We start from the raw sequence: 19,637 nt of genomic DNA, 5'->3' as shown, positions 1-19,637 counted from the left end.
TATGTCTAAATTGCCATTAGCTGAGGCGGTTGAGCGGTTTCGTAGCAATGATGAGCGCCTGGCTCAGTTCGTCAACGATCCTGATGGAACTGGCACATTCGAAACAAGCGCAGGCGAGCAAGTTAAGACTTTGCCGGCGCTGGCCCAAGAGGCGCAATCTCTGGAATTGCGCCTAGCTGATTCATCCTCCGCAGCCCCGGCAAGGGGATCGAGTATGGTGGGCCACGACGGCGGTACAGTTGCTATTGCACTAGATGAGCTGTTTGATCGCGCCGACCACGCCGCCCGCGCCCGTTTCGGCGAAGCACTTCTTAACAAAATCAATGAAAATCGGAGTTGGATTTATCCCTGGGGAGGACGTGGCATCACCGTTCTGGGCGACTCAATATCCCACATGGCTTTTAGCCGCGATGCATTCAAGAACAACTGGACGAATATTTTAAAGCGCTGTGTCAATGCCGAATTCGATAAATCCAGCTATGGTTTCGTCTCGCTGCTACCGACACTCGGCAGTGGCGCCACCCTTTCAAAAGAGATACATACAGTAACCCGAACAGGTGCCTGGACCGAGCTAACCACAAGCGACTGTGAATGGAGCCTGAGTGGCTTTGCTCTGGAGTCATCCACAACTGGCGATACGCTCGACGTTGTGGTCCCGTCGTTTCAGCGCCACTTCGGGGTCTGGTATCACTCGTTCGCTGGCGGTGGCACCTTCGAGATTTATGTTAACGACGTACTCCAAGCTACTGTAAGCACTGATGGCACCGCCGGATCAACGCGCACCAGCGGCCTGAACCTCGGCCGTTTGGACTTGCTCGACAACGGAAAGGGCGCCTGCAAGATCACTCTCAAAGTAGCCTCTGGATTAGTCCGCCTGATGGGCATTAGCTACGAAAACGCCGAGTACGACTTTCAGCTCAGTAATTTTTCGCAAAGCGGCAGGCGGCTGCGCTGGGTGTCCCAGGAGGTCATCCAAAAGTGCGTTCGTGGTAGCACGACATTTATTCTCGCTCTGGGATACAACGACAACGCGTCCGCTGAAGCTGACCCGGACTACTTTGCAGCGGTCCAGCAAAGAATCGATTGGATAATTGCTGAAGCGACCACCTACGGAGTAAAACTGTTGGTGCTTGATTTTGTCTGGACAAGGGCACAAACACGAGCCTTGCCAACAGAGCTAAAGCGGTGCGCTGATGCGGTCCCGGGGTCAACTTACCTGAGGTTCGGAGATTACTTAAAAACGGACGGGGCACTCGCAGACGGCTCGTGGCTGACCAACGAAATTCGGCTCTACGACGACGCTGCACATCCGAATGTACTCGGCCACAAGGTGATAGGAGAAACTGTCGCGAAAGTCATGGGGTTATCGGTCAACAGCAAGCGAGCGGCGCTGGATATGCACGACTTCTGGATGCCTATTCAGTTGACCGGATACCTGAAAAACACCTTCGCTGATCCGCTACAAGTTACCGCATTTAAGCGGCAGGGTTCCGTGCTGCTGTTCCGTCTCTACCTTTATAACGAAACAGTAAACAATTCCTCTGTCGCTGTGCCCGCAGGGAATTATGACCTCATTTCCTCAGCCGAGCTGCCCGATGATGTGTATGTGCCCAGTTCAACGTTCTACCCGCTGGTCTGGAGCACAGCGGAAGATGAGTCGACGACACCGTACATCAGCGCGTTCCTCGAAGCCCGATTCGGAAAAAACGGTTTTCGACTGCTGGTCAAGAACACTACGAAGCGCAACATCGAAGGAGCTGTCGTCGTCCCTGTTTTTAGATCACCGGAGCGGATGTAAATGCCAGACTTCCAATCAATCCACACCGACTACGGCCTGCAGCGCATGGCCGCTGCCGAGGCCGCTGGCGAGCCGATCAACATCACTGAAATTGCGGTGGGTGATGGCAACGGCAACCCGGTAGAAATTACCCAGGACCAGACCACCCTGGTGCGTGAGCGCTTTCGCGCGGCGGTCAACCGGGTGTACCGGGATCCGGAGCGCGACAACAAGTACACGGCAGAGCTGGTAATTCCCGCCACTGAGGGCGGCTTTACCCTGCGCGAGATCGGGCTGTTTGATGACCAGGGCGGGCTGTTCGTGGTCGGCAACCTGCCGGAGACATACAAGCCCGTCGCCGCTGAGGGCGCCTTTGCCGATACCATCGTGCGGTTCGAGTTTCTGGTCACCAACGCCACGGTAGTCACGCTGCAGATTGACCCGAACGTCGCCGTAGCGTCGCAAAGCTGGATCATCAACAACATCACCATGGCCACCCTGCTGCCCGGCGGCACCACCGGCCAGGTAGCGAAGAAGGCCAGCAACGCCGACGGCGACATAATCTGGAGCGATCCGGGCGAGTTCAACATCACCGTGGATACGCTCGAAGAGACCCAAACACTGGCCGCAGGCCAAACCCAGATTGACCTGGCCGTATGCACCACACGCGGGCTGGCCGTGTACATCGAGGGCGTGCGCATCAACATGGGTGCAGGCCTGGCAGAGTGGGCCGTCAACCCTGCTGATGAAGACACCTCCCTGATCCTCGGTAAGTCCTGGCCGGCTGGCAGCAAAGTGCTGTTGGTGCAGAACAACCCCGCAGGCTCTGCCGCTCCCCCGCTAGAGCGTGACAAGAACCTGGCCGACGTGCCAGACAAGGCCGCAGGCCGTAATCACCTGGGTGTGTACAGCAAAGCGGAATCAGACCTGCTGTGCCCGCCCGGCACGCTCGCCTACTGGCCCGGCACCACCGCGCCCAGCGGCTGGCTCAAGCGCAACGGCGCCGCCGTGAGCCGTGTGGCCTATGCGCGTTTGTTTGCTGTACTGGGCACGCGGTTTGGCGCCGGTGATGGTTTTAACACCTTCAATCTGCCGGATGATCGGGGCGAGTTTATCCGGGGGCTGGATGACGGCCGTGGCGTAGACACCGGCCGCGTGCTGGGCAGCTGGCAGGCCGACGAGTTCAAGAGCCACGCCCACCCATTCAGTGCCGCCCAGGCCATTGGCGGCTACACCGACAACGGCGGTGCACCCGATCAGCGCGTGATGGTATCGGAAACCAATACCGGCAACGCCGGCGGTGCAGAGACCAGGCCCCGCAACCGCGCCTATCTCGCCATCATCAAGTTCTGAGGCCCGCCCATGACCAAAACCGTCTACCAAACCAACCGCGCTGGCCTGCTGCTGGGGCCTGTCGAGGCCGATGAATCCCCGCTGGAACCCGGCGTGTACCTGCTGCCCGCCGGCGCAGTGGAAAGCCCACCGCCGGACGACTGGCCAGAAGACAAGTGGCCCCGCTGGACGGGTGCCAGCTGGGCGCTGGTCAACCGCCCGCGCCAACCGGAGCAACCCAGCCCCGCCGCCAAACTGGCCGCCTTTCTGGCGGACAACCCGGACGTGCAAGCCCTGATCGAGGAGCAACAGCAATGAGCAAGGTTCTGGAAATGTGGGAGCACATGCCGGGTGTTGAAGTGGTCTATGCCGTCAACGCCACACCGCCGGCTGGCTGGCTGCTGTGCGACGGCTCAGCACTGCCCGCCGGCACCGCCGACAACCTGCGCGATATGCTGATCGCCCAAGGCAACCCCTTTGGCGTATCCGGTGCAGATCCGCTGCTGCCCGACCGCACCGCCGAGACACTGCCCTACATCATCAAAGCCTGATAGCATCAACCGGGCTTAGGTCGAAGTAAGCACCCCCGTTTCGGCGGGGTTCTTCGCCCGCCGTGTAACGCCCCCCGCACCACCGCTGCCAACTGGCTCACCCCTCGCCCGCGCGTCACCCTCAAGGCTCACAGGTCAACGTACTGCAGGAGCCACCCATGCCAGCCGCTTATCACCACGGCGTGCGCGTCGTCGAGATTAACGAGGGCGTTCGCCCCATTCGCACCGTCAGCACCGCTGTGCTCGGCCTGGTGTGCACTGCCGACGACGCCGACGCCACACTCTTTCCGCTCAACAAACCGGTGCTGCTCACCGACGTGCTCAGCGCGATCGGCAGCGCCGGTACCGAGGGCACGCTGGCCATTGCCCTCAAGGCCATTGCCGCCAACGCCAGCCCCGTCACCGTAGTGGTGCGCGTGGCTGAAGGTGCAGACGAGGCAGAAACCAACAGCAACGTCATCGGCACGGTCACCGCCGGCGGCGAGTTCACCGGCCTCAAGGCGCTGCTGGCTGCCAAAACCCAGCTGGGCGTTACCCCGCGCATTATCGGCGCACCGGGGCTGGATACCCTGCCGGTAGCAACCGAGCTGGTCAGCGTTGCCCAGCAGCTGCGCGCCATGGCCTACGCCAGCTGCTCTGGCTGCGAAACCAAAGAGGAAGCGGTCACCTACCGCGAGAATTTCAGCGCGCGCGAGCTGATGCTCATCTGGCCCGACTTCACCGGCTGGGATACCGACGCCAACGCCGAGGTCACCATTCCTGCTGTGGCGCTCGCCCTTGGCCTGCGCGCCAAAATCGACCAACAAACCGGCTGGCACAAGACCCTGTCCAACGTCGGTGTTAACGGCGTTACCGGCATCAGCAAACCGGTCTACTGGGATCTGCAAAACCCCGCCACCGACGCCGGCTACCTCAACGAAAACGACATCACCACCCTGGTGCGCGCTGACGGCTTCCGCTTCTGGGGCTCGCGTACCTGCAGTGATGACCCGTTGTTCGCATTTGAGTCCAGTACCCGCACCGCCCAGGTACTGGCCGACACAATCGCCGAGGCGCACCTCTGGGCCGTAGATAAGCCCATGCACCCCAGTCTGGTGCGCGACATTCTGGAGGGTATCAACGCCAAGATCCGCGAGCTCAAGGCCGGTGGCTACATCATTGACGCCAGCGCCTGGTACGACGAAGCCGCCAACAGCGCCGCCACCCTCAAGGATGGCCAGCTGCTGATCGACTACGACTACACGCCGGTACCGCCGCTGGAAAACCTCACCCTGCGCCAGCGCATCACCGACCGCTACCTGGCCGACTTTGCCAGCCGCATCAACGCCTGATCACCCAGCCCCGGCCGCACCGGGGCTAACTACTGGAGAGCGCCCCCATGGCCATGCCGCGCAAGCTCAAAAACTTCAACATCTTCAACGATGCCAACAGCTACCAGGGCATCGCCAAAAACATCACCCTGCCCACCTTGGCCCGCAAAATGGAGGCCTACCGGGGCGGCGGCATGAACGGCCCAGTCAAAGCCGACATGGGCCTGTCCGACGATGGCATTCAGGTGGAATGGACCCTCGGCGGCTGGGACTTGCTCGCCATTCGCCAATGGGGCGCCACCAGCGCCAGTGCCGTGGCCCTGCGCTTTACCGGCGCAGTGCAGCAAGACGACACCGGCGCCACCCAGGCGGTTGAGGTAGTCATGCGCGGCCGGCATGAAGAGATCGACTTTGGCAGCGCAGAGCCCGGCGGCGATACAGAGCACAGCATCACCACCACCTGCACCTACTACAAGCTGAGTGTGGACGGTGAGGTCCTGGTCGAGATCGACATTCCCAACATGGTCGAGATCGTCAACGGCGAGGACATTCTGGCCGACCAGCGCGCCGCCCTCGGCATCTAACCCTTGAGCCACAACAACACACCCCCGGCGCGCATGCCGGGGCCGCTCTCAACAAAGGAACGCACCATGGAAACCCCAGAACAACCCAAGGCCGAGGCGCAAGCCCAGCCCGCCGCCGCTGACGACAACAACCAGGTCATCGAGCTGGACGAGCCCATCAAGCGCGGCAACAGCGATATCACCAGCATCACCCTGCGCAAGCCCGTATCCGGCGAGCTGCGCGGCGTCAGCCTCATGGAGCTGGCCCAGATGGACGTGCAAGCCCTGCGCAAAGTGCTGCCACGCATCAGCACCCCAAGCCTGACCGACGTTGAGGTCGGCCGCATGGACCCGGCAGACCTGATGCAATGCGGGGTCGCCGTGGCCAGTTTTTTGCTGACGAAGAAAGCGCGGCAGGCCTCCCTCGAAGCGTAGAAGAAGCCATGGGCGATATCGCCCTGGTGTATCACTGGGGGCCGAGCGAGATGGACCGCCTCGGCCTGCCAGAGCTGATGGACTGGCGCAACCGCGCAATCAAGCAATGGAACCAGGTGCATGGCGCAAAAGCTGAAACTTGAGGTCGTTCTGCAGGCGCTCGACCGCGCAACCAAGCCGATCCGCGCCATCACCCAGGGCAGTGTGGGGCTGGGGCGTGAGCTCAAGACCACCCGCGATCAGCTCAAGCAGCTGCAGCGCCAACAGGGCGACATCAGCAGCTGGCGCACCCTGAACAACGCCACCAAGCAAACCACGCAAGCCATCAGCGCCAACCGCGACCGCGTGCGCGAGCTGTCGCGCCAAATGGCGCAAACCAGCACGCCCACCCGTGCACTGAGCAACGATTTTCGCCGCGCCGTGCGCGAAGCCCACGCCCTCAAGCAAAAGCACCAGGAGCAGCAACGGCAGCTGCAGGGGCTGCGCGGCAAGCTGAATGAAGCCGGCATCAGCACCCGCAACCTGGGTGAGCATGAGCGCACCCTGCGCCAACGCATCGACAGCACCAACAACCAGCTGCAAGAGCAAGAGCGCAGGCTCAAGGCCGTCACGGCCCAGCAGCAGCGCCTGGCACGCGCCAAACAGCAGTACCAGCGCACCCAGGCAATGACTGGTGCCATGGCCGGTACCGGTGCCGCAGGCCTGGCCACCGGCAGCGCCATGCTGTACAGCGGGGCACGGCTGTTGGCGCCGGGCATTGAGTTTGATTCAGACGTCAGTCGGGTGCAGGCATTGGCCCGGCTGGAGCGCGACAGCGCCGAGCTGGCAGCGCTGCGAGCCCAAGCACGTGCGCTGGGGGCTGCTACCCAGTTCAGTGCCAACGAGGCTGCACAGGGCCAAGGCTTTCTGGCCATGGCTGGTTTCTCCCCCCAGGCCATCATGGATGCGATGCCGGCGATGCTCGATGCCGCCAAAGCCGGCAACGTGGAGCTGGCCACCACGGCGGATATCGCGTCTAACATCCTCACCGGTTTCAACCTGCAAGCCCGCGACATGACGCGCGTAAGCGACGTGCTGACCGCCGCGTTCACCCGCTCCAACACCTCGCTGGAAATGCTCGGCGAAACCATGAAGTACGCCGCCCCCAACGCTGCGGCCTACGGGCAAGACATCGAGATCATGGCAGCAGCAGCCGGCAAGCTGGGCGACGCCGGCATTCAGGGCGGCATGGCCGGTACCGCGCTGCGCGCCATTCTCAGCCGCTTGGCCGCGCCCCCCAGGATGGCGGCAGACGCCATTGCCGAACTAGGACTGCAGGTAGCAGACGCCGAGGGCAACATGCGCCCCCTGCCCGACCTGCTCAAAGAGATCCACGACCGCACCGCCGCACTGGGCTCTACAGAGCGCGGCGCTATTCTCAAGGCCATTGCCGGCGAAGAGGCAGGCAGCGCGCTCACCGTGCTCACACAGCAGGCCGGCAACGGTGGCCTGCAGACGCTGATCGGTCAGCTGCGCACCGCCCAGGGCGAAGCCGCACGCACCGCCCAGGTAATGGGCGACAACCTCGGCGGCGATATCGCCGCGCTGAAAAGCGTCTGGGCAGACCTGGGCATCCAGATGCAGGACACCGCCAACAGCGACCTGCGCGGCATGATTCAAGCACTGGCTGAGATGGTACGTGGCATTCGCCAGTGGATGGTCGAGAACCCGCTATTGGCCCGCGCGCTGATCAAAATCGCCATTGGCCTGGCAGCGCTCATTACGCTGTTTGGCGCGCTGACCATTGCCCTGGCTTCCATCCTCGGCCCCTTCGCCATGATCCGCCTGGGCCTGAGCCTGTTTGGCGTCAAAGCCATGGGCCTACTGCCCATTCTCAAGGCAGTGGGCACGGCGTTTATGTGGCTCGGCCGCGCGTTGCTGCTCAACCCCATTGGCCTGGCCATCACCCTGCTCGTTACCGCTGGCTGGCTGCTGTACAAAAACTGGGACGGCGTCATCGGCGGGCTGAAAGCCCTATGGGCAGATCTGGGCAGGGGCGCCAAAGCCATCTGGGGCGAGATCACCACCGCCTTTGGCGGCGGTATTCTTGGCGTGAACAAGTTGATCGCCAACTGGTCACCGCTGGGCATGTTCTACAAGGCCTTTGCCGCCGTCATGAGCTGGTTTGGCGTAGAGCTGCCCGGCAACCTGATTGACGGGCTGGTAGCCGGCCTCAAGCGCCTGGCGCCCGGGCTTGTCTCTGCGCTCAGCAAAATCGCATCCATGCTGCCTGCCAGCGTAAAGCGGGTGCTGGGCATCCACAGCCCAAGCCGTGTATTTGCCGAGCTGGGCGGCTTCACCATGCAGGGCCTGGCCCAGGGCATTCAACGCCAGCAGGGTGAGCCGCTGGCCGCCGTGGCGGGCGTGTCGCAACGCATGGCCAGCGCCGCTGGTGGCATTCGCTTTGACAGCCGCCGCCCGCTGTCGGCCCGCCCGGCCTACGCCGGTAGCACCGGCAGCCGCTACGAGATCCACATTCACGCCGCTGACGGCATGAGCCCGCAAGCCATCGCCCACGCCGTCGCCGCCGAGCTGGACCGCCGCGAGCGCGCCGCCGGCGCCCGCGCGCGCAGCAGCCTGTATGACCAGGAGTAACGCCCCATGATGATGGCCCTCGGACTCTACGTGTTCAGCCTCACCACCACCGCCTACCAACAACTGCAGCGGCAAACCGGCTGGCGCCACCCCAGCAACCCGCGCGTGGGCGCGCTGCCGGCCCGTCAGTTCGTTGGCAAAGGCGACGACACCATCACCCTCAGCGGGCTCATACTGCCCGAGATCAGCGGCCAACGGCTGTCGCTGGATGCCCTACGCCTCATGGCAGACAGCGGCAAAGCGTGGCCCCTTGTCGAGGGCACCGGTCGCATCTACGGCCTGTGGATCATCGAAAACCTGCAAGAAACCAACACCCTGTTTTTCCGCGATGGCGCGCCCCGGCGCATTGAGTTCACGCTCACCCTGCAGCGCGTGGATGACAGCCAGATCGAGCTGCTCGGCAGCCTGCTCAGCACCCTCGGCAACATCCTGCGATGATCAACCTCAGCAGCCACCCCGCCCCCGCGTATCGCGTCGTCGTCAACGGGCAAGACATCACCAGCAAGATCAGCCCGCGGCTGATCAGCCTCACCCTGACCGATAACAGGGGCCTGGAGGCAGACCAGCTGGACATCACCCTGTCAGACCACGACGGCCAGCTGGCCATACCGCCCCGCCGGGCGCAGGTCGATCTGTGGCTGGGCTGGTCAGATACCGGGCTGGTGTACAAAGGCAGCTACGTAGTAGACGAAACCGAGCATAGCGGCGCACCAGACACACTCAGCATCCGCGCCCGCAGCGCAGACCTACGCGCCGAGCTCAGCCGCAAGCGCGAGCGCAGCTGGCACAGCGTCACCCTGGGCGACGTGCTGCACACCATCGCCGAGGCCTACAGCCTAAAACCGGTAATAGACGTAGTGCTGGCCGCCCTACCCCTCGCCCACCAGGACCAGGCCAACGAGTCAGACGCCAACCTACTCACCCGCCTGGCGCAAGAGCACGACGCCAATGCCACCATCAAGGCCGGGCACCTGCTGGTCACCCCCGTGGGCGCAGCCAGAACCGCCAGCGGCCTGCCCCTGCCCCACGTGCAGCACACTCGCAGCAGCGGCGACAACCACCGCTTTTTGCAGGCAGACCGCGACGCCTACACCGGCGTGCGCGCCCACTACTACCAGCCCAACAGCGCAGAGCGGCTGGAAGCGCTGATCGGCACAGATGACAACGTCAAAACCCTGCGCCACGTCTACGCAGACCAGGCCAGCGCCCTGCAGGCCGTGCGCAGCGAGTGGCGCCGGTTGCAACGCGGCGCAGCCACCCTCAGCTACACCCTGGCCCGCGGCCGGGCCGACCTGATAACGGAAATGACCTTTGGCCTCAGCGGCATCAAACCGGAGATCAGCGCGGTGGTGTGGCTGTGCCGGCGGGTAATGCACCAGGTGAATGAAAGCGGCTACACCGTTGCCCTGGAGTTGGAAAACCAACTGGCAGAAGATGAAGACCTGGCCGCCCTGGTAGAGACGCAATACACCGGGGTGATTGCCTGGTACCGCGACAAAGACGGCAACCAGCAGCCAGTAACAGAAGGGGATCAGACCAGCCCGCTGCGCCTTACTCACCTATATGCGAGCAAGGGCAGTGCAGAGCGGGCGGTGAAGCGGGAGTTTGAGCGGCTGGGGTAGTGAAAACGACTACTCAGTTTCGTGCTCGCTGGTGTGGAGCTTGTGGCCAAGGTAGTACAACCCCCAAAAAGTAACGACCGACAGCTGACAAACCAACGTGAGGTAAACAAAAGCATTAACGTAGATAATTAAATTGTTTACCCCAAAGAAAATCGTATATCTGCTGGCAATAAAATCATTCAGAGCGATATAAATTATCGAGTACGCAATAACCAATAAGCATTGCGCAGTTAGAAACGAAAACAGCATCGCAAGGAAGCGACGACGCGAAAGCTTTACTGGCGTTTCCTCACCTCTAACCCGCACTATGATTTTGGGGGGTTCTCCGTCAAAAGACTTTTCAAGGCGCGGATTTCTGATACTGCATATAATTGCCAGGGCAGCAATATAGAACCCCGGCAGGGTTTGAAGAAAGCTAAGCACTAGCGCAGCTATGCCGCCAGATGCAGATATGCTTGTTACGGCGATAGTTTTATCAATAAGCCACAAAACCAGCAAAGCTAGAATAGCAGGAACTGCCCAATCTATACGCCACTTATGGCGAAGCTTGATCTTAAAATAACCAAACGGCTTAAATAGCTGCGTCAGAAACATTTTACTTGCCTATATAAGACATTATTTCCTTTAAAATCACACTGCTAATTTTAGCATAACTCGTCTGATTCGTAACAATAGACTTTAACTCATGCCTCTTTGTGTATCTGTCAGCGTCAACTAGCTGGCCAGTTTCGATTGACAGCTTAGCTGTTTTATTTTCACCATCCGTCCTGAATGCAATCCTCAGTTCTGAGTACTCTTTATACTCACTCATCAGCTTGCTTCTTACAGCCCTCAGCGAAGCAACCGTATCGCCAATGAGGCTACTATCCACCTTCAGTTTAATGGTTTTGTAGTCTTCTGTTATGGCTCCATTAGAGTCAAGGTGTTTCCCAACGCCAGTGTAATTTATCGCCTGCGCACCTGAGAGGTAGCCGTTCTCCAAGTCCCTCATAAAGCTTTCAGATGGATGCCCTTGGAATGCAATATCATGCACATGCCTAACCTTGACTTTTGGCTCACTAATATCTGGAATCGTATACCTTGCTTTAAACTCACGCCGGCACTTATTAAGAACACTCTTCAAATATGACTTTATGACCGTAGAACTAAGGCCGGAACCCACCAAACTCTCAATTACGCACAGGTAATAATTATCACCCCTGACCGGATTTTTCATAATAACGACGTGAGATGAAAAGTCACCACCGTGCCCAGCGGGTTTTGCGTGAACTATCTGTTCCTTCTCTGCGGGATTAGATGTCACCATATCAGGGGCTTTCGGATCACAACGATTAACCAAAAGAACGATCTTTTCGTCATCTACCTGACAGTCTTGCAAATAATGCGACGGGCTGTCAGTGTTACGACCTGATTGCAAAAGATTGTCACCGCCGGTAAAGATTTGTTTTATATCTTCCGCGATCGTGGATATATCCTTAGGTTTCACATTGAAATCAATAGGATCATCTCGGCGATTAAACTTCCCTCTTGCCGTTACCTTCATGTCGAAAAAATAGATATTTCTCGTTGTCATGTTACTTCCCTGATCGAAATTACTGTCGACCGGTCTCTCTGGTCTTCAACCGGTAAGCGTCGGTTCACTATCGAGTAGAAGCGCTAGCCACCCGTCTGCACCCACCCCATCAACGCCAGCACCATGACGCTCGTTGATGAGACGGTTTGGTTAGCGAACAGGCGCTCATTCTCGGCGGGGTCTGGATCAGGTGCGAAAGCTTCATCCAGCTGCGTTACCAGCTCTGCAGCCAGCGGCTTGTAATCGTCAATGTTATTGACTCGGGCGGCGATCTGCGGACTTAGGCGTCCAACATTGTTGATCCTGGCCAAGATGTCGCCGGCTGTAGCTAACTTGTCGGCTTGAGTGCCGGCTTGCCACTCAAGCCCGTTGGCCTCATGCAGCGTGCCGCCCTCATACCATTGTTTGGCGTGGGCTGGCTGGGTGGTGTTCTGTTGGGGGGTGGTGGATGCGACCGGCTCATCACTGCCGCCGCAAGACACGACGGCAACGGCAACAACGCCCATCAACACCATGGCGCCAAGCCTGCTGGCCAGTGTTCCACCTGGTGCGGCGTCGCTACTACCTGCCACGTCCTGTCTGCACTCTGAACGCTTGTGCAATGCCATCATTGGCTCCTTGTCCGGAGCACCACCAGGCGGCGGTGCTCTTACAGGCGCGCTAAGCCGGCAAGCCTAGCAACGCTCTTACCACCCGCAACACATCCTGCTGCGCCTGCTCATCTAGCTGACGAAATCCCTGTAGCAGCGCAGCTTCCTGTGCGCTCAACGGCAGAGATACGGACGTTTGCGGGTTTTCCTGGTACTCCATATTTCGCTCCTTGTCAGGGTGTCCGGCGCCACCTTGGCACCGACCACACACCCTGCAGGGAGTGTCAAAGCAATGCGCTCCGGGCGCGATGGCTAATTGGCATCATATCCCGCTGATGTCTCCGCCAACGCGCTCACCATGCGCTGTGCAGACCCTTGGTCAGCGCTGCGCATCTTGCGAAAGTCTTCAACCAACCGTGCTTCCGGCTCGCTCAGTGAGCTTTCAGGGGTGGGCGCGCGGATCCCGCTGACCACATACAGCACGTCAACACCCACCAGGCGGGCAGCATCCAGCGCTGTGGCGCCAATCTCGCCCGTACCGGCTTCATAACCAGCCAATGTGCGCTTGGCGACGCCGATTTTTTCGGCAAATTCACCCTGCGTCAGGCCTACCCGCTGCCGCTCTTCTTGCAGGCGGGCGCCTATCTGCGCTCTCGAATGATGCAAATATTTTCATCCCTACTATTGACTGATGCAGATTCGTGCATCATCCTTGCGCTGTCATCACATGAAATTGCACGAATTTACACTATGCCCAACGCCTACCCTACAGAGCAAGCCCGCAAAGCCGCCCGAGCAAGGCTCATCGCCCAAGGTCTTTCATCGAAAGAGTGGGCAGAGCTGCACGGCTTTAAACCATCCACCGTGTACGCGGTGCTCAACGGCCAGCAGAAGTGCCTGCGCGGTGACGCGCATCGTGCCGCCGTGCTGTTGGGTATCAAACGGGGCACGGTAAAACCCTACCCCGCCGCCCTGGCAGAGGGGTAACAGAAGATGAACCGCGAGATTCTTGAAACCCGCCGTCAGGTTGTCAGCGCTGTCATCCGGGCCTACCCCGGTGGCCGTGAGGGCGCTGCAGGCTTGCTGGGGCTGACGCTCAAACAGTTCGACAACCACGCCTACGAGAACAACGGCCATCGGCCGCTGGACGACAGCCAGATCATCCAGCTTGAGGCAGTGACCAAAACCACCTACCTCGCTGAATACATCTGCCAGCAGTACGCAGGCTTTTACGTGCCCATGCCCGCCGCCGAGCTGCTGGACAACATCGAGCTGCACCAACGCGGCTTGCGCACCTCCAGCAAGCGGGGGCTGGTTGACCAGTACATTGCTAAAGCGCTGGACGACGGCGAGATCAGCAGCGCAGAAAAGCGCGAGATCCTCGCGTTGCACGCCAAGCACCTGTCAGAGCGGCACGGCCAAGTGCTGGCCACCATCACGCTGCACAGCCGGGTGAAACCATGACAGCCCCCAACCACGGCGGGTATCGCTGCCTGTGCCCGGCCTGCGGCGAGCCAATGTTTATCCGCAAGTCGGAGAAGCAAACGCCCACCTTCCAGACCATGTATGGGCGCTGCAACAACCTGGTGTGTGGGGCCAGCTATGTGGGCTCGCTGACGTGGGATTACACCCTGTCGCCCTCTGGCCTGCCCAACCCACAGGCAACGCTGCCGCTGTCTCCCGCCAAAGAGCGGCTGCAGGCCATGCGCGATCTGGCGCCCAGCGCCAACAAAGACCAACTCACCTTTCTCGAAGAGCTCGACCAGGAGGCAACCGCATGAACGCCACCCCGCAGGATTATCAGGACGATATGCAAGCCGCGGCACTGGGCTACATGCAGCGCCACCAGGCCGAGCATCTTGGCGCAAGCCAGGCGCTGATCAACCGCGCGGCCGATCACCTGGAATGCGCTCTGAGCGTTGCCCGGCCGCTGGCAGAAAAGCTGGTGCTGCGCGCCTACGGGGAGCTGCATAGCGCAGAGCAGCCCTACCGGGTAGACCTTGAGGCAACTAGCGCCCACACCCTTGCCCTGGTGGACACCCGCACCGGCCTGACCCACGCCATACCGGCCGAGCTGATCGCGCGCTATTTGATTGCCACGCCCAAGCGAAAACGGCTAACCGCCGTCAACTGACCCCCAAACACCCCAGCCCTTGCCCGCCTTGCGTGGGTAGGGGGGAGCTGCACCCAGAGCACGGTGAACTACATGCAAAACCTGACGCACCAGCCCCCACATCCGCCACAGGCGCCCCGCTGTGCCGCCACCCTGCGCGAGCATCTGAGCAGCCTGCCGGCGTTGCAACACACCGCCAGCAACCACCCCATGCTGCAGGACTGGCTACAGCACATGCTGACTGAGGCAGCAGCCCGCAACCAGGTCATGTTGAGCTGGTACGCCTCCCGGGCAGACGGTTATCTGCTGGGCATGAGCTTTAACAGCAAACGCGGCGTCACCGGCGAGCTGCTGGAGCTGGGCCAGCTGTGCCGCCGCCTGTCAGCGGAGGCCGGCCAGTGAGTGCAGTACGTGAAATGCCCCCGCAGCTGCACCAAACGGTGCTGCACCGCCTGAAAGAGCAATACAACCTGGTGCCGGCCGGCAGCACAGGCTGGCTGCGCAAGGGCGTGTGCCCGGAGTGCCACGGCGGCAAAAGCAAAGAGCCCTCGCTCTACGCCCACCACGCAGCGCCCTGGGTGCTTATGTGCGGCCGTGGCTCATGCCGGCACCAGATCCACATCAAAGACATCTACTCTGATCTGTTCGAGGACGTCAGCCGCAACCACCCGGCCACCCCGGAAAACCCCGCCGCCAGCGCAGATGCGTACCTGAGCTTTAACCGCGGCTTTGACCTGCAGCAGATCCGCGGCTGGTACACCCAGGAGAACTACTGGGACCAAACCCTGGACATCGGCAGCGCCACCGTGCGGTTCACCATGCCCGATGGCGGCTACTGGGAGCGGCTGATCGACCGGCCCAGCCGGTTTGGCAGCAAGAAAGCCCGCTTCAAACCCGGGTGGAGCTACCGGGGTAAGTGCTGGGTACCGCCGTGCGTGGATCTGCTGGAGGTCAAAGAGCTATGGATCGTCGAGGGCATATTCGACGCCATCGCCCTGCTGCACCACGGTATTGCCGCCGTTTCCATGATGAGCAGCGCGCCCTACCCCGAGGCCTTTCTGCAGGAGCTGGCCACCCAGCGCCTGGCGCAGGAAGGCAAAGACGGAAAAGCCCCCAAGCTGCCCGCCCTGGTGTGGGCGCTGGACAACGAGCCATCGGCCCGCGCCGGCATCCGCAAGTACGGCCCCCGCGCCGCTGAGCTGGGCTATCGCAGCAGCGCGGCGCAGATCCCGCAGCGCGGCCGCAAAGTAGATTGGAATGACCTGCACCAACTGCGCTGGGCCAACATCGATGACGAGGCCAAGCGTAAAGAGCGCATCGACAAAGACCTGCGAGAGGCACGCCACTACGGCGATCTGCTGCTGGCTGAAAGCGCCAGTGATTACGCCATGCTCATGTACACCTGGCATGAGCGCCAGGAGTTCCCCTTTGTCTACGAGAACTGCCTCTACTGGTTCAAGCTGGACCTGAACAAGTACAACGCCGCCCGCGAAGCACTGGACGGCAGCGAGCGGCAAGAAGACCGCCTCATGACCGAGAAGCAAAAGCGCGACAAAGCCCTGCGCCTGGCCGGCGGAGTGGTCGAGCTGGCCAACTGCGCCTTTGAGGCCCTGTACTACCAACGCAACCTCATTACCGATGAGGCCTGGTACTACCTGCGCATTGACTTTCCGCATGACGGCGGCACCGTCAAAGCCACCTTCACCAGCGGCCAGCTGGCCGCTGCGGCCGAGTTCAAAAAGCGCCTGCTTCACGTGGCCACCGGCGCCATGTATACCGGCAGCGGTGGCCAGCTCGATCACCTCATGCGTAAGCAGCTGTACGGCCTCAAGGTGGTCGAAACCATCGACTACATGGGCTACAGCAAAGAACACCAGGCCTATGTGTTTGCCGACGTTGCGGTCAAGGGCGGGCAGGTTTACCACGCCAACGACGAAGACTACTTCGACATGGGCAAAACCCGCCTCAAGACGCTGCAGCGCTCTATCCAGCTGCACATTGAAACGCGCCCCAGCCACTACAACCCAGACTGGCTGCCCAAGCTGTGGCTGTGCTTTGGCGCAAAAGGGGCCATCGTGCTGGCGTTCTGGCTGGGCTCGACACTGGCCGAGCAGATCCGGGGCGTGCACAAGAGCTTCCCGTTTCTGGAGTTCACCGGCGAGCCCGGCGCGGGCAAGTCCACCCTGATCAACTTCATCTGGAAAATGTTCGGCCGGGCCGACGACGAAGGCAAAGACCCATCCAAGGGCACCCAGTCAGGCCGCCGGCGGTGGATGGGGCAAGTGTCCAACCAACCCGTTGTGCTGCTGGAGGCTGACCGCAACGACCCCAGCGCCGCCGCCGGCGGACGCCCCAAAAAAGCCTACGACTGGGACGAGCTCAAACCGCTGTACAACGGCGGCAGCCTGGGCGTGACCGGTGTAAAGACCGCCGGCAACGAAACCTACGAGCCACCCTTTCGCGGCAGCATCGTCATCAGCCAGAACGCGGCTGTAAGCGCGCATGAAGCGATTTTGACCCGCCTGGTCAAAGTGATACTGATGCGTGCGGAAACAACGCCAGAGAGCCGCGTTGCCATCGCAGAGCTGGAACAAATGCAGGTAGAGCAGCTGAGCCACTTCATGGTCAAGGTAATGACCCAAGAGGCCGGGCTGATGGAATGCTTTCTCAAAGCGTTCAAGGGCCACGAAACCACCCTGCGCGGCGTTAAAGAGATCCGCGTGGAGCGCATCATCAAAAACCACGCGCAGATGATGGCCCTGATCGACTGCCTGGCCATGGTCTGCCCCCTCACTCAGCAGCAGGTCAACGAGTGCCGCGCGGAGCTGGTGAGCATGGCCATCGAGCGCCAGTTTGCCATCAGCGCAGATCACCCGGGCGTGGCGCAGTTCTGGGAGGTGTACGACTACCTGGAGGCCGAGCGCGACGACGGCGTAGTCAACCACAGCCGCGACCCCAACCTCATTGCCATCCACATCAACGACTTTGTGCGCCTGGCGGCCGAGCACCGCCAGGAGCTACCCAGCGCGAGCGACCTACGCACCTGGCTGCCCGACAGCAGCAGCCGCAAGTACCTGGGCCAACGCGCAGTAAACAGCCGGATCCGCGAGCGGCAAAACCAGCAACGCGGCTTCGACAACCTCAAGCCCATCACCGTCCGGTGCTGGGTGTTTGAGAACCCCAACCGGCGCGGCAACGCCGAAACCAACTGAAAGGAAAGCACCATGCAAGGCAAACCGTACATCGGATTTTTTCACGACTTCACCATCACAGACCTGCGCAAGCCCTATTGGGCGTCAGGCCCAGCCAACGGCAAGTACGTGCTGGGTGCCGTACTGCCCACCCGCGACGGCCGGCGCACCGGCAATGCCAAGATCATGGCCATCAGCGGCGTGGACTACGCCGACGGCACGCCCAGCCAAACCAGCTACCTGGTGAAAACCGATGGGGGAAATTCGCGCTGGCTCACTGGCGCCGAGCTGGATGACCTGTTCTACCCGCCAGAGTGGGTGGCCTACATCACCAAACGCCCAACCCATGACGATGACGTGCGGGCAGCACTGTTCAGCGGCCTGTTCGGGAAGCCACTGCAATGAGCCACCGCACCCAAGACATCGCCACCCTGACCGGCAGCGCCCTACTGATCTGCCTGGGCCTGGCTGTGGCCCACTTCTTCCCTGACGCGCTCATGGCCCTGGCACACAAATAACACACCGCCGGCGCGGCAACGCCGGCACCCTCAAGGAGAGCACCATGCAAGCAACTGCAACCTACACCAACCAGCTCGACCAGCAGCGCGCAGCAGAACACCTGTACAAAAAACTGCAGGCCATGCAGCGCCAACGCCAGGCCGTGCAGGCATCCGGCCTGCCAGCCCTGCGCCGGCTGGTCACCATCGCCCAGCGCAGCAGCGGCCAAAGCGCCGTGGTCGCCCGCTTTCTGCTGGGCCTGTACAACGGCCCGGAACACCCCTTCCCCCTCACCGACCTGCGCGCCCTGGACGAAGAGATCCACAGCGACTGCATGGCCGTGCTGATGATGGACTGGGCACCGGAGCAAGAGGTGCATGAACTGATCGAGGGCGGGCACCACATCTTCCAGAGCCTGGTGGCGCGCTGGGGGACACAACCATGACCGAGCAAACAACACAGCACTACAACGCTGAGCGAGCCAGCCTGGCTTGCGGCTGCGAACTGCGCGTGGAGGCCATCGTTGACCTGGCGTGCGCGACCGCAACGGGTGAGCTTTCTAGCTTCGACGACTTTGAGACGCTGGATTGCTTCATGGATTCGATCCGGGAGCTGGACAGCGACACCGTGCCTGCTCACATCCACCCATCATTGCTGCCCGTTGCAACGGTCCTGAATCAGCCGTTGGCAGGCGCACCAGAAGATCGAGAGGCGGAACGCGCGCGCATGGATAACAACGCCAACGCGCTGGAGACTGCCGGCCTACTCGGCTTGGCCGTCCAGTTTGCCACCCCCGTGCGCAAATACTACTCGGCTACCAGCTACTCAAGCGGCTGGGGGTACTACAGCACCGCATGGATCTACGCCGACACCTACCAGCAGGCGTGGGAACTCGGCGCAGCCTGGGCAAGCGCCAAACACGACCAGGCAAGGGCGGAAGCCATAGCAAAGGTCAACCCGTTCTTCTCTGGCACCTACAACGGCCACGTTTGCTTCACGCAAGACGCCGCCGAGCGTGTTCAGAAGGTCCGGGAATTCACCGCCCAGCAGTGCCAAGCGGCCCTGGAACTGCCCGGCCTACAGAAAAGCGTCACCACCGCCATTCATCGCCGGCTCGCGCAGCTGGAACGCGCCGATCAGGCCTAAAGGAGCACACCATGCAGCAGCTATACGCAGAGATTAAAAAGTCCAGCAAGTACGCCCACCAGACGCAAATGAACATCGACATGGGCTATGGCCAGCCCTTCAAGGTTTCCATCAGAGACGACCCCAGCGGTTACCGAGTAAAAGGCGGCATCGGTGGCCAGTACCGGCTGGAGGACGTGAACCTGTACGTGATCGACAACGACAAGAAAATTCGCATCCGCTGAAACCAGCAGGCGAAAAAAAGCCCCGCAGAGCGGCAACTCAGCGGGGCCAACCACAGAAAGGAGAGCACCATGCAAGCA

At 61.1% G+C, this 19,637-nt stretch carries 26 protein-coding genes; 21 read left to right on the top strand and 5 right to left on the bottom strand.

Features of this window, described 5'->3' with window-relative positions; all coding sequences use genetic code 11:
* Nucleotide 1 precedes the first annotated feature (1 nt).
* The 11 genes from CNQ84_RS11645 to CNQ84_RS11595 all read left to right on the top strand — a co-directional run bounded on the left by CNQ84_RS11645 (nt 2) and on the right by CNQ84_RS11595 (nt 10,224).
* Entirely contained in the window at nt 2-1,798 is a 1,797-nt protein-coding gene (locus CNQ84_RS11645; protein ID WP_096005041.1) for an SGNH/GDSL hydrolase family protein, read from the top strand.
* The gene (locus CNQ84_RS11640) at nt 1,799-3,130 is read left to right on the top strand and encodes a phage tail-collar fiber domain-containing protein (protein WP_096005040.1); all 1,332 of its coding nucleotides are present in this window, start codon (nt 1,799-1,801) and stop codon (nt 3,128-3,130) included.
* 9 nt (nt 3,131-3,139) lie between these two features.
* Entirely contained in the window at nt 3,140-3,427 is a 288-nt protein-coding gene (locus CNQ84_RS11635) for a phage tail protein (protein WP_096005039.1), read from the top strand.
* On the top strand, nt 3,424-3,660 hold the full coding sequence (locus CNQ84_RS11630; protein WP_096005038.1) for a tail fiber protein: 237 nt from the start codon (nt 3,424-3,426) through the stop codon (nt 3,658-3,660). The genes CNQ84_RS11635 and CNQ84_RS11630 overlap by 4 nt, the downstream gene beginning before the upstream one ends.
* Nucleotides 3,661-3,818: 158 nt before the next feature.
* Nucleotides 3,819-4,991, top strand: coding sequence for a phage tail sheath protein (locus tag CNQ84_RS11625; protein WP_096005037.1), 1,173 nt, complete (start codon nt 3,819-3,821; stop codon nt 4,989-4,991).
* A 47-nt stretch (nt 4,992-5,038) separates the two neighbouring features.
* The gene (locus CNQ84_RS11620) at nt 5,039-5,554 is read left to right on the top strand and encodes a phage major tail tube protein (RefSeq protein WP_096005036.1); all 516 of its coding nucleotides are present in this window, start codon (nt 5,039-5,041) and stop codon (nt 5,552-5,554) included.
* A gap of 66 nt (nt 5,555-5,620) precedes the next feature.
* Nucleotides 5,621-5,968 (top strand): phage tail assembly protein, encoded by a 348-nt coding sequence (locus CNQ84_RS11615; protein ID WP_096005035.1) that lies wholly within the window; start codon nt 5,621-5,623, stop codon nt 5,966-5,968.
* An 8-nt stretch (nt 5,969-5,976) separates the two neighbouring features.
* Nucleotides 5,977-6,111 (top strand): GpE family phage tail protein, encoded by a 135-nt coding sequence (locus tag CNQ84_RS11610; RefSeq protein WP_065335926.1) that lies wholly within the window; start codon nt 5,977-5,979, stop codon nt 6,109-6,111.
* The gene (locus CNQ84_RS11605; RefSeq protein WP_096005034.1) at nt 6,089-8,602 is read left to right on the top strand and encodes a phage tail tape measure protein; all 2,514 of its coding nucleotides are present in this window, start codon (nt 6,089-6,091) and stop codon (nt 8,600-8,602) included. Before CNQ84_RS11610 ends, CNQ84_RS11605 begins: the two co-directional genes overlap by 23 nt.
* A gap of 6 nt (nt 8,603-8,608) precedes the next feature.
* On the top strand, nt 8,609-9,040 hold the full coding sequence (locus CNQ84_RS11600) for a phage tail protein (protein ID WP_096005033.1): 432 nt from the start codon (nt 8,609-8,611) through the stop codon (nt 9,038-9,040).
* Nucleotides 9,037-10,224 carry a phage late control D family protein gene (locus CNQ84_RS11595; RefSeq protein WP_096005032.1) on the top strand — a complete coding sequence of 396 codons (1,188 nt, stop codon included), beginning with the start codon at nt 9,037-9,039 and terminating at the stop codon, nt 10,222-10,224. Before CNQ84_RS11600 ends, CNQ84_RS11595 begins: the two co-directional genes overlap by 4 nt.
* Before the next feature lie 9 nt (nt 10,225-10,233).
* Here the strand turns inward: CNQ84_RS11595 and CNQ84_RS11590 are convergent, their stop codons facing one another.
* The 5 genes from CNQ84_RS11590 to CNQ84_RS11575 form a co-directional block, all read right to left on the bottom strand.
* A complete protein-coding gene (locus CNQ84_RS11590; RefSeq protein WP_096005031.1) occupies nt 10,234-10,818 on the bottom strand; it encodes a hypothetical protein in 585 nt (194 codons plus the stop codon).
* A gap of 1 nt (nt 10,819) precedes the next feature.
* Nucleotides 10,820-11,797, bottom strand: coding sequence for a hypothetical protein (locus CNQ84_RS11585; RefSeq protein WP_096005030.1), 978 nt, complete (start codon nt 11,795-11,797; stop codon nt 10,820-10,822).
* Between the two features lie 83 nt (nt 11,798-11,880).
* Nucleotides 11,881-12,405, bottom strand: coding sequence for a hypothetical protein (locus CNQ84_RS20590; RefSeq protein WP_174704259.1), 525 nt, complete (start codon nt 12,403-12,405; stop codon nt 11,881-11,883).
* A gap of 52 nt (nt 12,406-12,457) precedes the next feature.
* Nucleotides 12,458-12,607: a hypothetical protein gene (locus CNQ84_RS20495; RefSeq protein ID WP_165771280.1), complete on the bottom strand. Its 150-nt coding sequence runs from the start codon at nt 12,605-12,607 to the stop codon at nt 12,458-12,460.
* Between the two features lie 92 nt (nt 12,608-12,699).
* Complete coding sequence (locus CNQ84_RS11575; protein ID WP_245841351.1) at nt 12,700-13,053, bottom strand: helix-turn-helix domain-containing protein; 354 nt, start codon at nt 13,051-13,053, stop codon at nt 12,700-12,702.
* An 84-nt stretch (nt 13,054-13,137) separates the two neighbouring features.
* Between CNQ84_RS11575 and CNQ84_RS11570 the strand changes: the two genes are divergently transcribed.
* From CNQ84_RS11570 to CNQ84_RS11525, 10 genes are all read left to right on the top strand, one after another.
* The gene (locus tag CNQ84_RS11570; RefSeq protein WP_096005029.1) at nt 13,138-13,374 is read left to right on the top strand and encodes a DNA-binding protein; all 237 of its coding nucleotides are present in this window, start codon (nt 13,138-13,140) and stop codon (nt 13,372-13,374) included.
* 6 nt (nt 13,375-13,380) lie between these two features.
* A complete protein-coding gene (locus CNQ84_RS11565) occupies nt 13,381-13,851 on the top strand; it encodes a YmfL family putative regulatory protein (protein WP_096005028.1) in 471 nt (156 codons plus the stop codon).
* Nucleotides 13,848-14,168, top strand: coding sequence for an ogr/Delta-like zinc finger family protein (locus CNQ84_RS11560; protein ID WP_096005027.1), 321 nt, complete (start codon nt 13,848-13,850; stop codon nt 14,166-14,168). The genes CNQ84_RS11565 and CNQ84_RS11560 overlap by 4 nt, the downstream gene beginning before the upstream one ends.
* Complete coding sequence (locus CNQ84_RS11555) at nt 14,165-14,521, top strand: hypothetical protein (protein WP_096005026.1); 357 nt, start codon at nt 14,165-14,167, stop codon at nt 14,519-14,521. The genes CNQ84_RS11560 and CNQ84_RS11555 overlap by 4 nt, the downstream gene beginning before the upstream one ends.
* A gap of 72 nt (nt 14,522-14,593) precedes the next feature.
* Nucleotides 14,594-14,902 carry a hypothetical protein gene (locus tag CNQ84_RS11550; protein ID WP_096005025.1) on the top strand — a complete coding sequence of 103 codons (309 nt, stop codon included), beginning with the start codon at nt 14,594-14,596 and terminating at the stop codon, nt 14,900-14,902.
* 14 nt (nt 14,903-14,916) lie between these two features.
* Complete coding sequence (locus CNQ84_RS11545; RefSeq protein WP_174704260.1) at nt 14,917-17,712, top strand: toprim domain-containing protein; 2,796 nt, start codon at nt 14,917-14,919, stop codon at nt 17,710-17,712.
* Between the two features lie 12 nt (nt 17,713-17,724).
* Nucleotides 17,725-18,096, top strand: a complete 372-nt coding sequence (locus tag CNQ84_RS11540) for a hypothetical protein (RefSeq protein WP_096005024.1) — start codon at nt 17,725-17,727, stop codon at nt 18,094-18,096.
* Nucleotides 18,097-18,253: 157 nt separating this feature from the next.
* On the top strand, nt 18,254-18,634 hold the full coding sequence (locus CNQ84_RS11535) for a DUF7673 family protein (protein WP_245841347.1): 381 nt from the start codon (nt 18,254-18,256) through the stop codon (nt 18,632-18,634).
* Nucleotides 18,631-19,335: a hypothetical protein gene (locus tag CNQ84_RS11530; RefSeq protein WP_096005023.1), complete on the top strand. Its 705-nt coding sequence runs from the start codon at nt 18,631-18,633 to the stop codon at nt 19,333-19,335. The genes CNQ84_RS11535 and CNQ84_RS11530 overlap by 4 nt, the downstream gene beginning before the upstream one ends.
* Before the next feature lie 11 nt (nt 19,336-19,346).
* Nucleotides 19,347-19,559, top strand: coding sequence for a hypothetical protein (locus tag CNQ84_RS11525; protein ID WP_096005022.1), 213 nt, complete (start codon nt 19,347-19,349; stop codon nt 19,557-19,559).
* Nucleotides 19,560-19,637 lie beyond the last annotated feature (78 nt).

The sequence above is a fragment of the Pseudomonas abyssi genome (assembly GCF_002307495.1).
GTDB lineage: Bacteria > Pseudomonadota > Gammaproteobacteria > Pseudomonadales > Pseudomonadaceae > Halopseudomonas > Halopseudomonas abyssi.
This window is presented reverse-complemented; position numbering and strand designations above follow the sequence as displayed.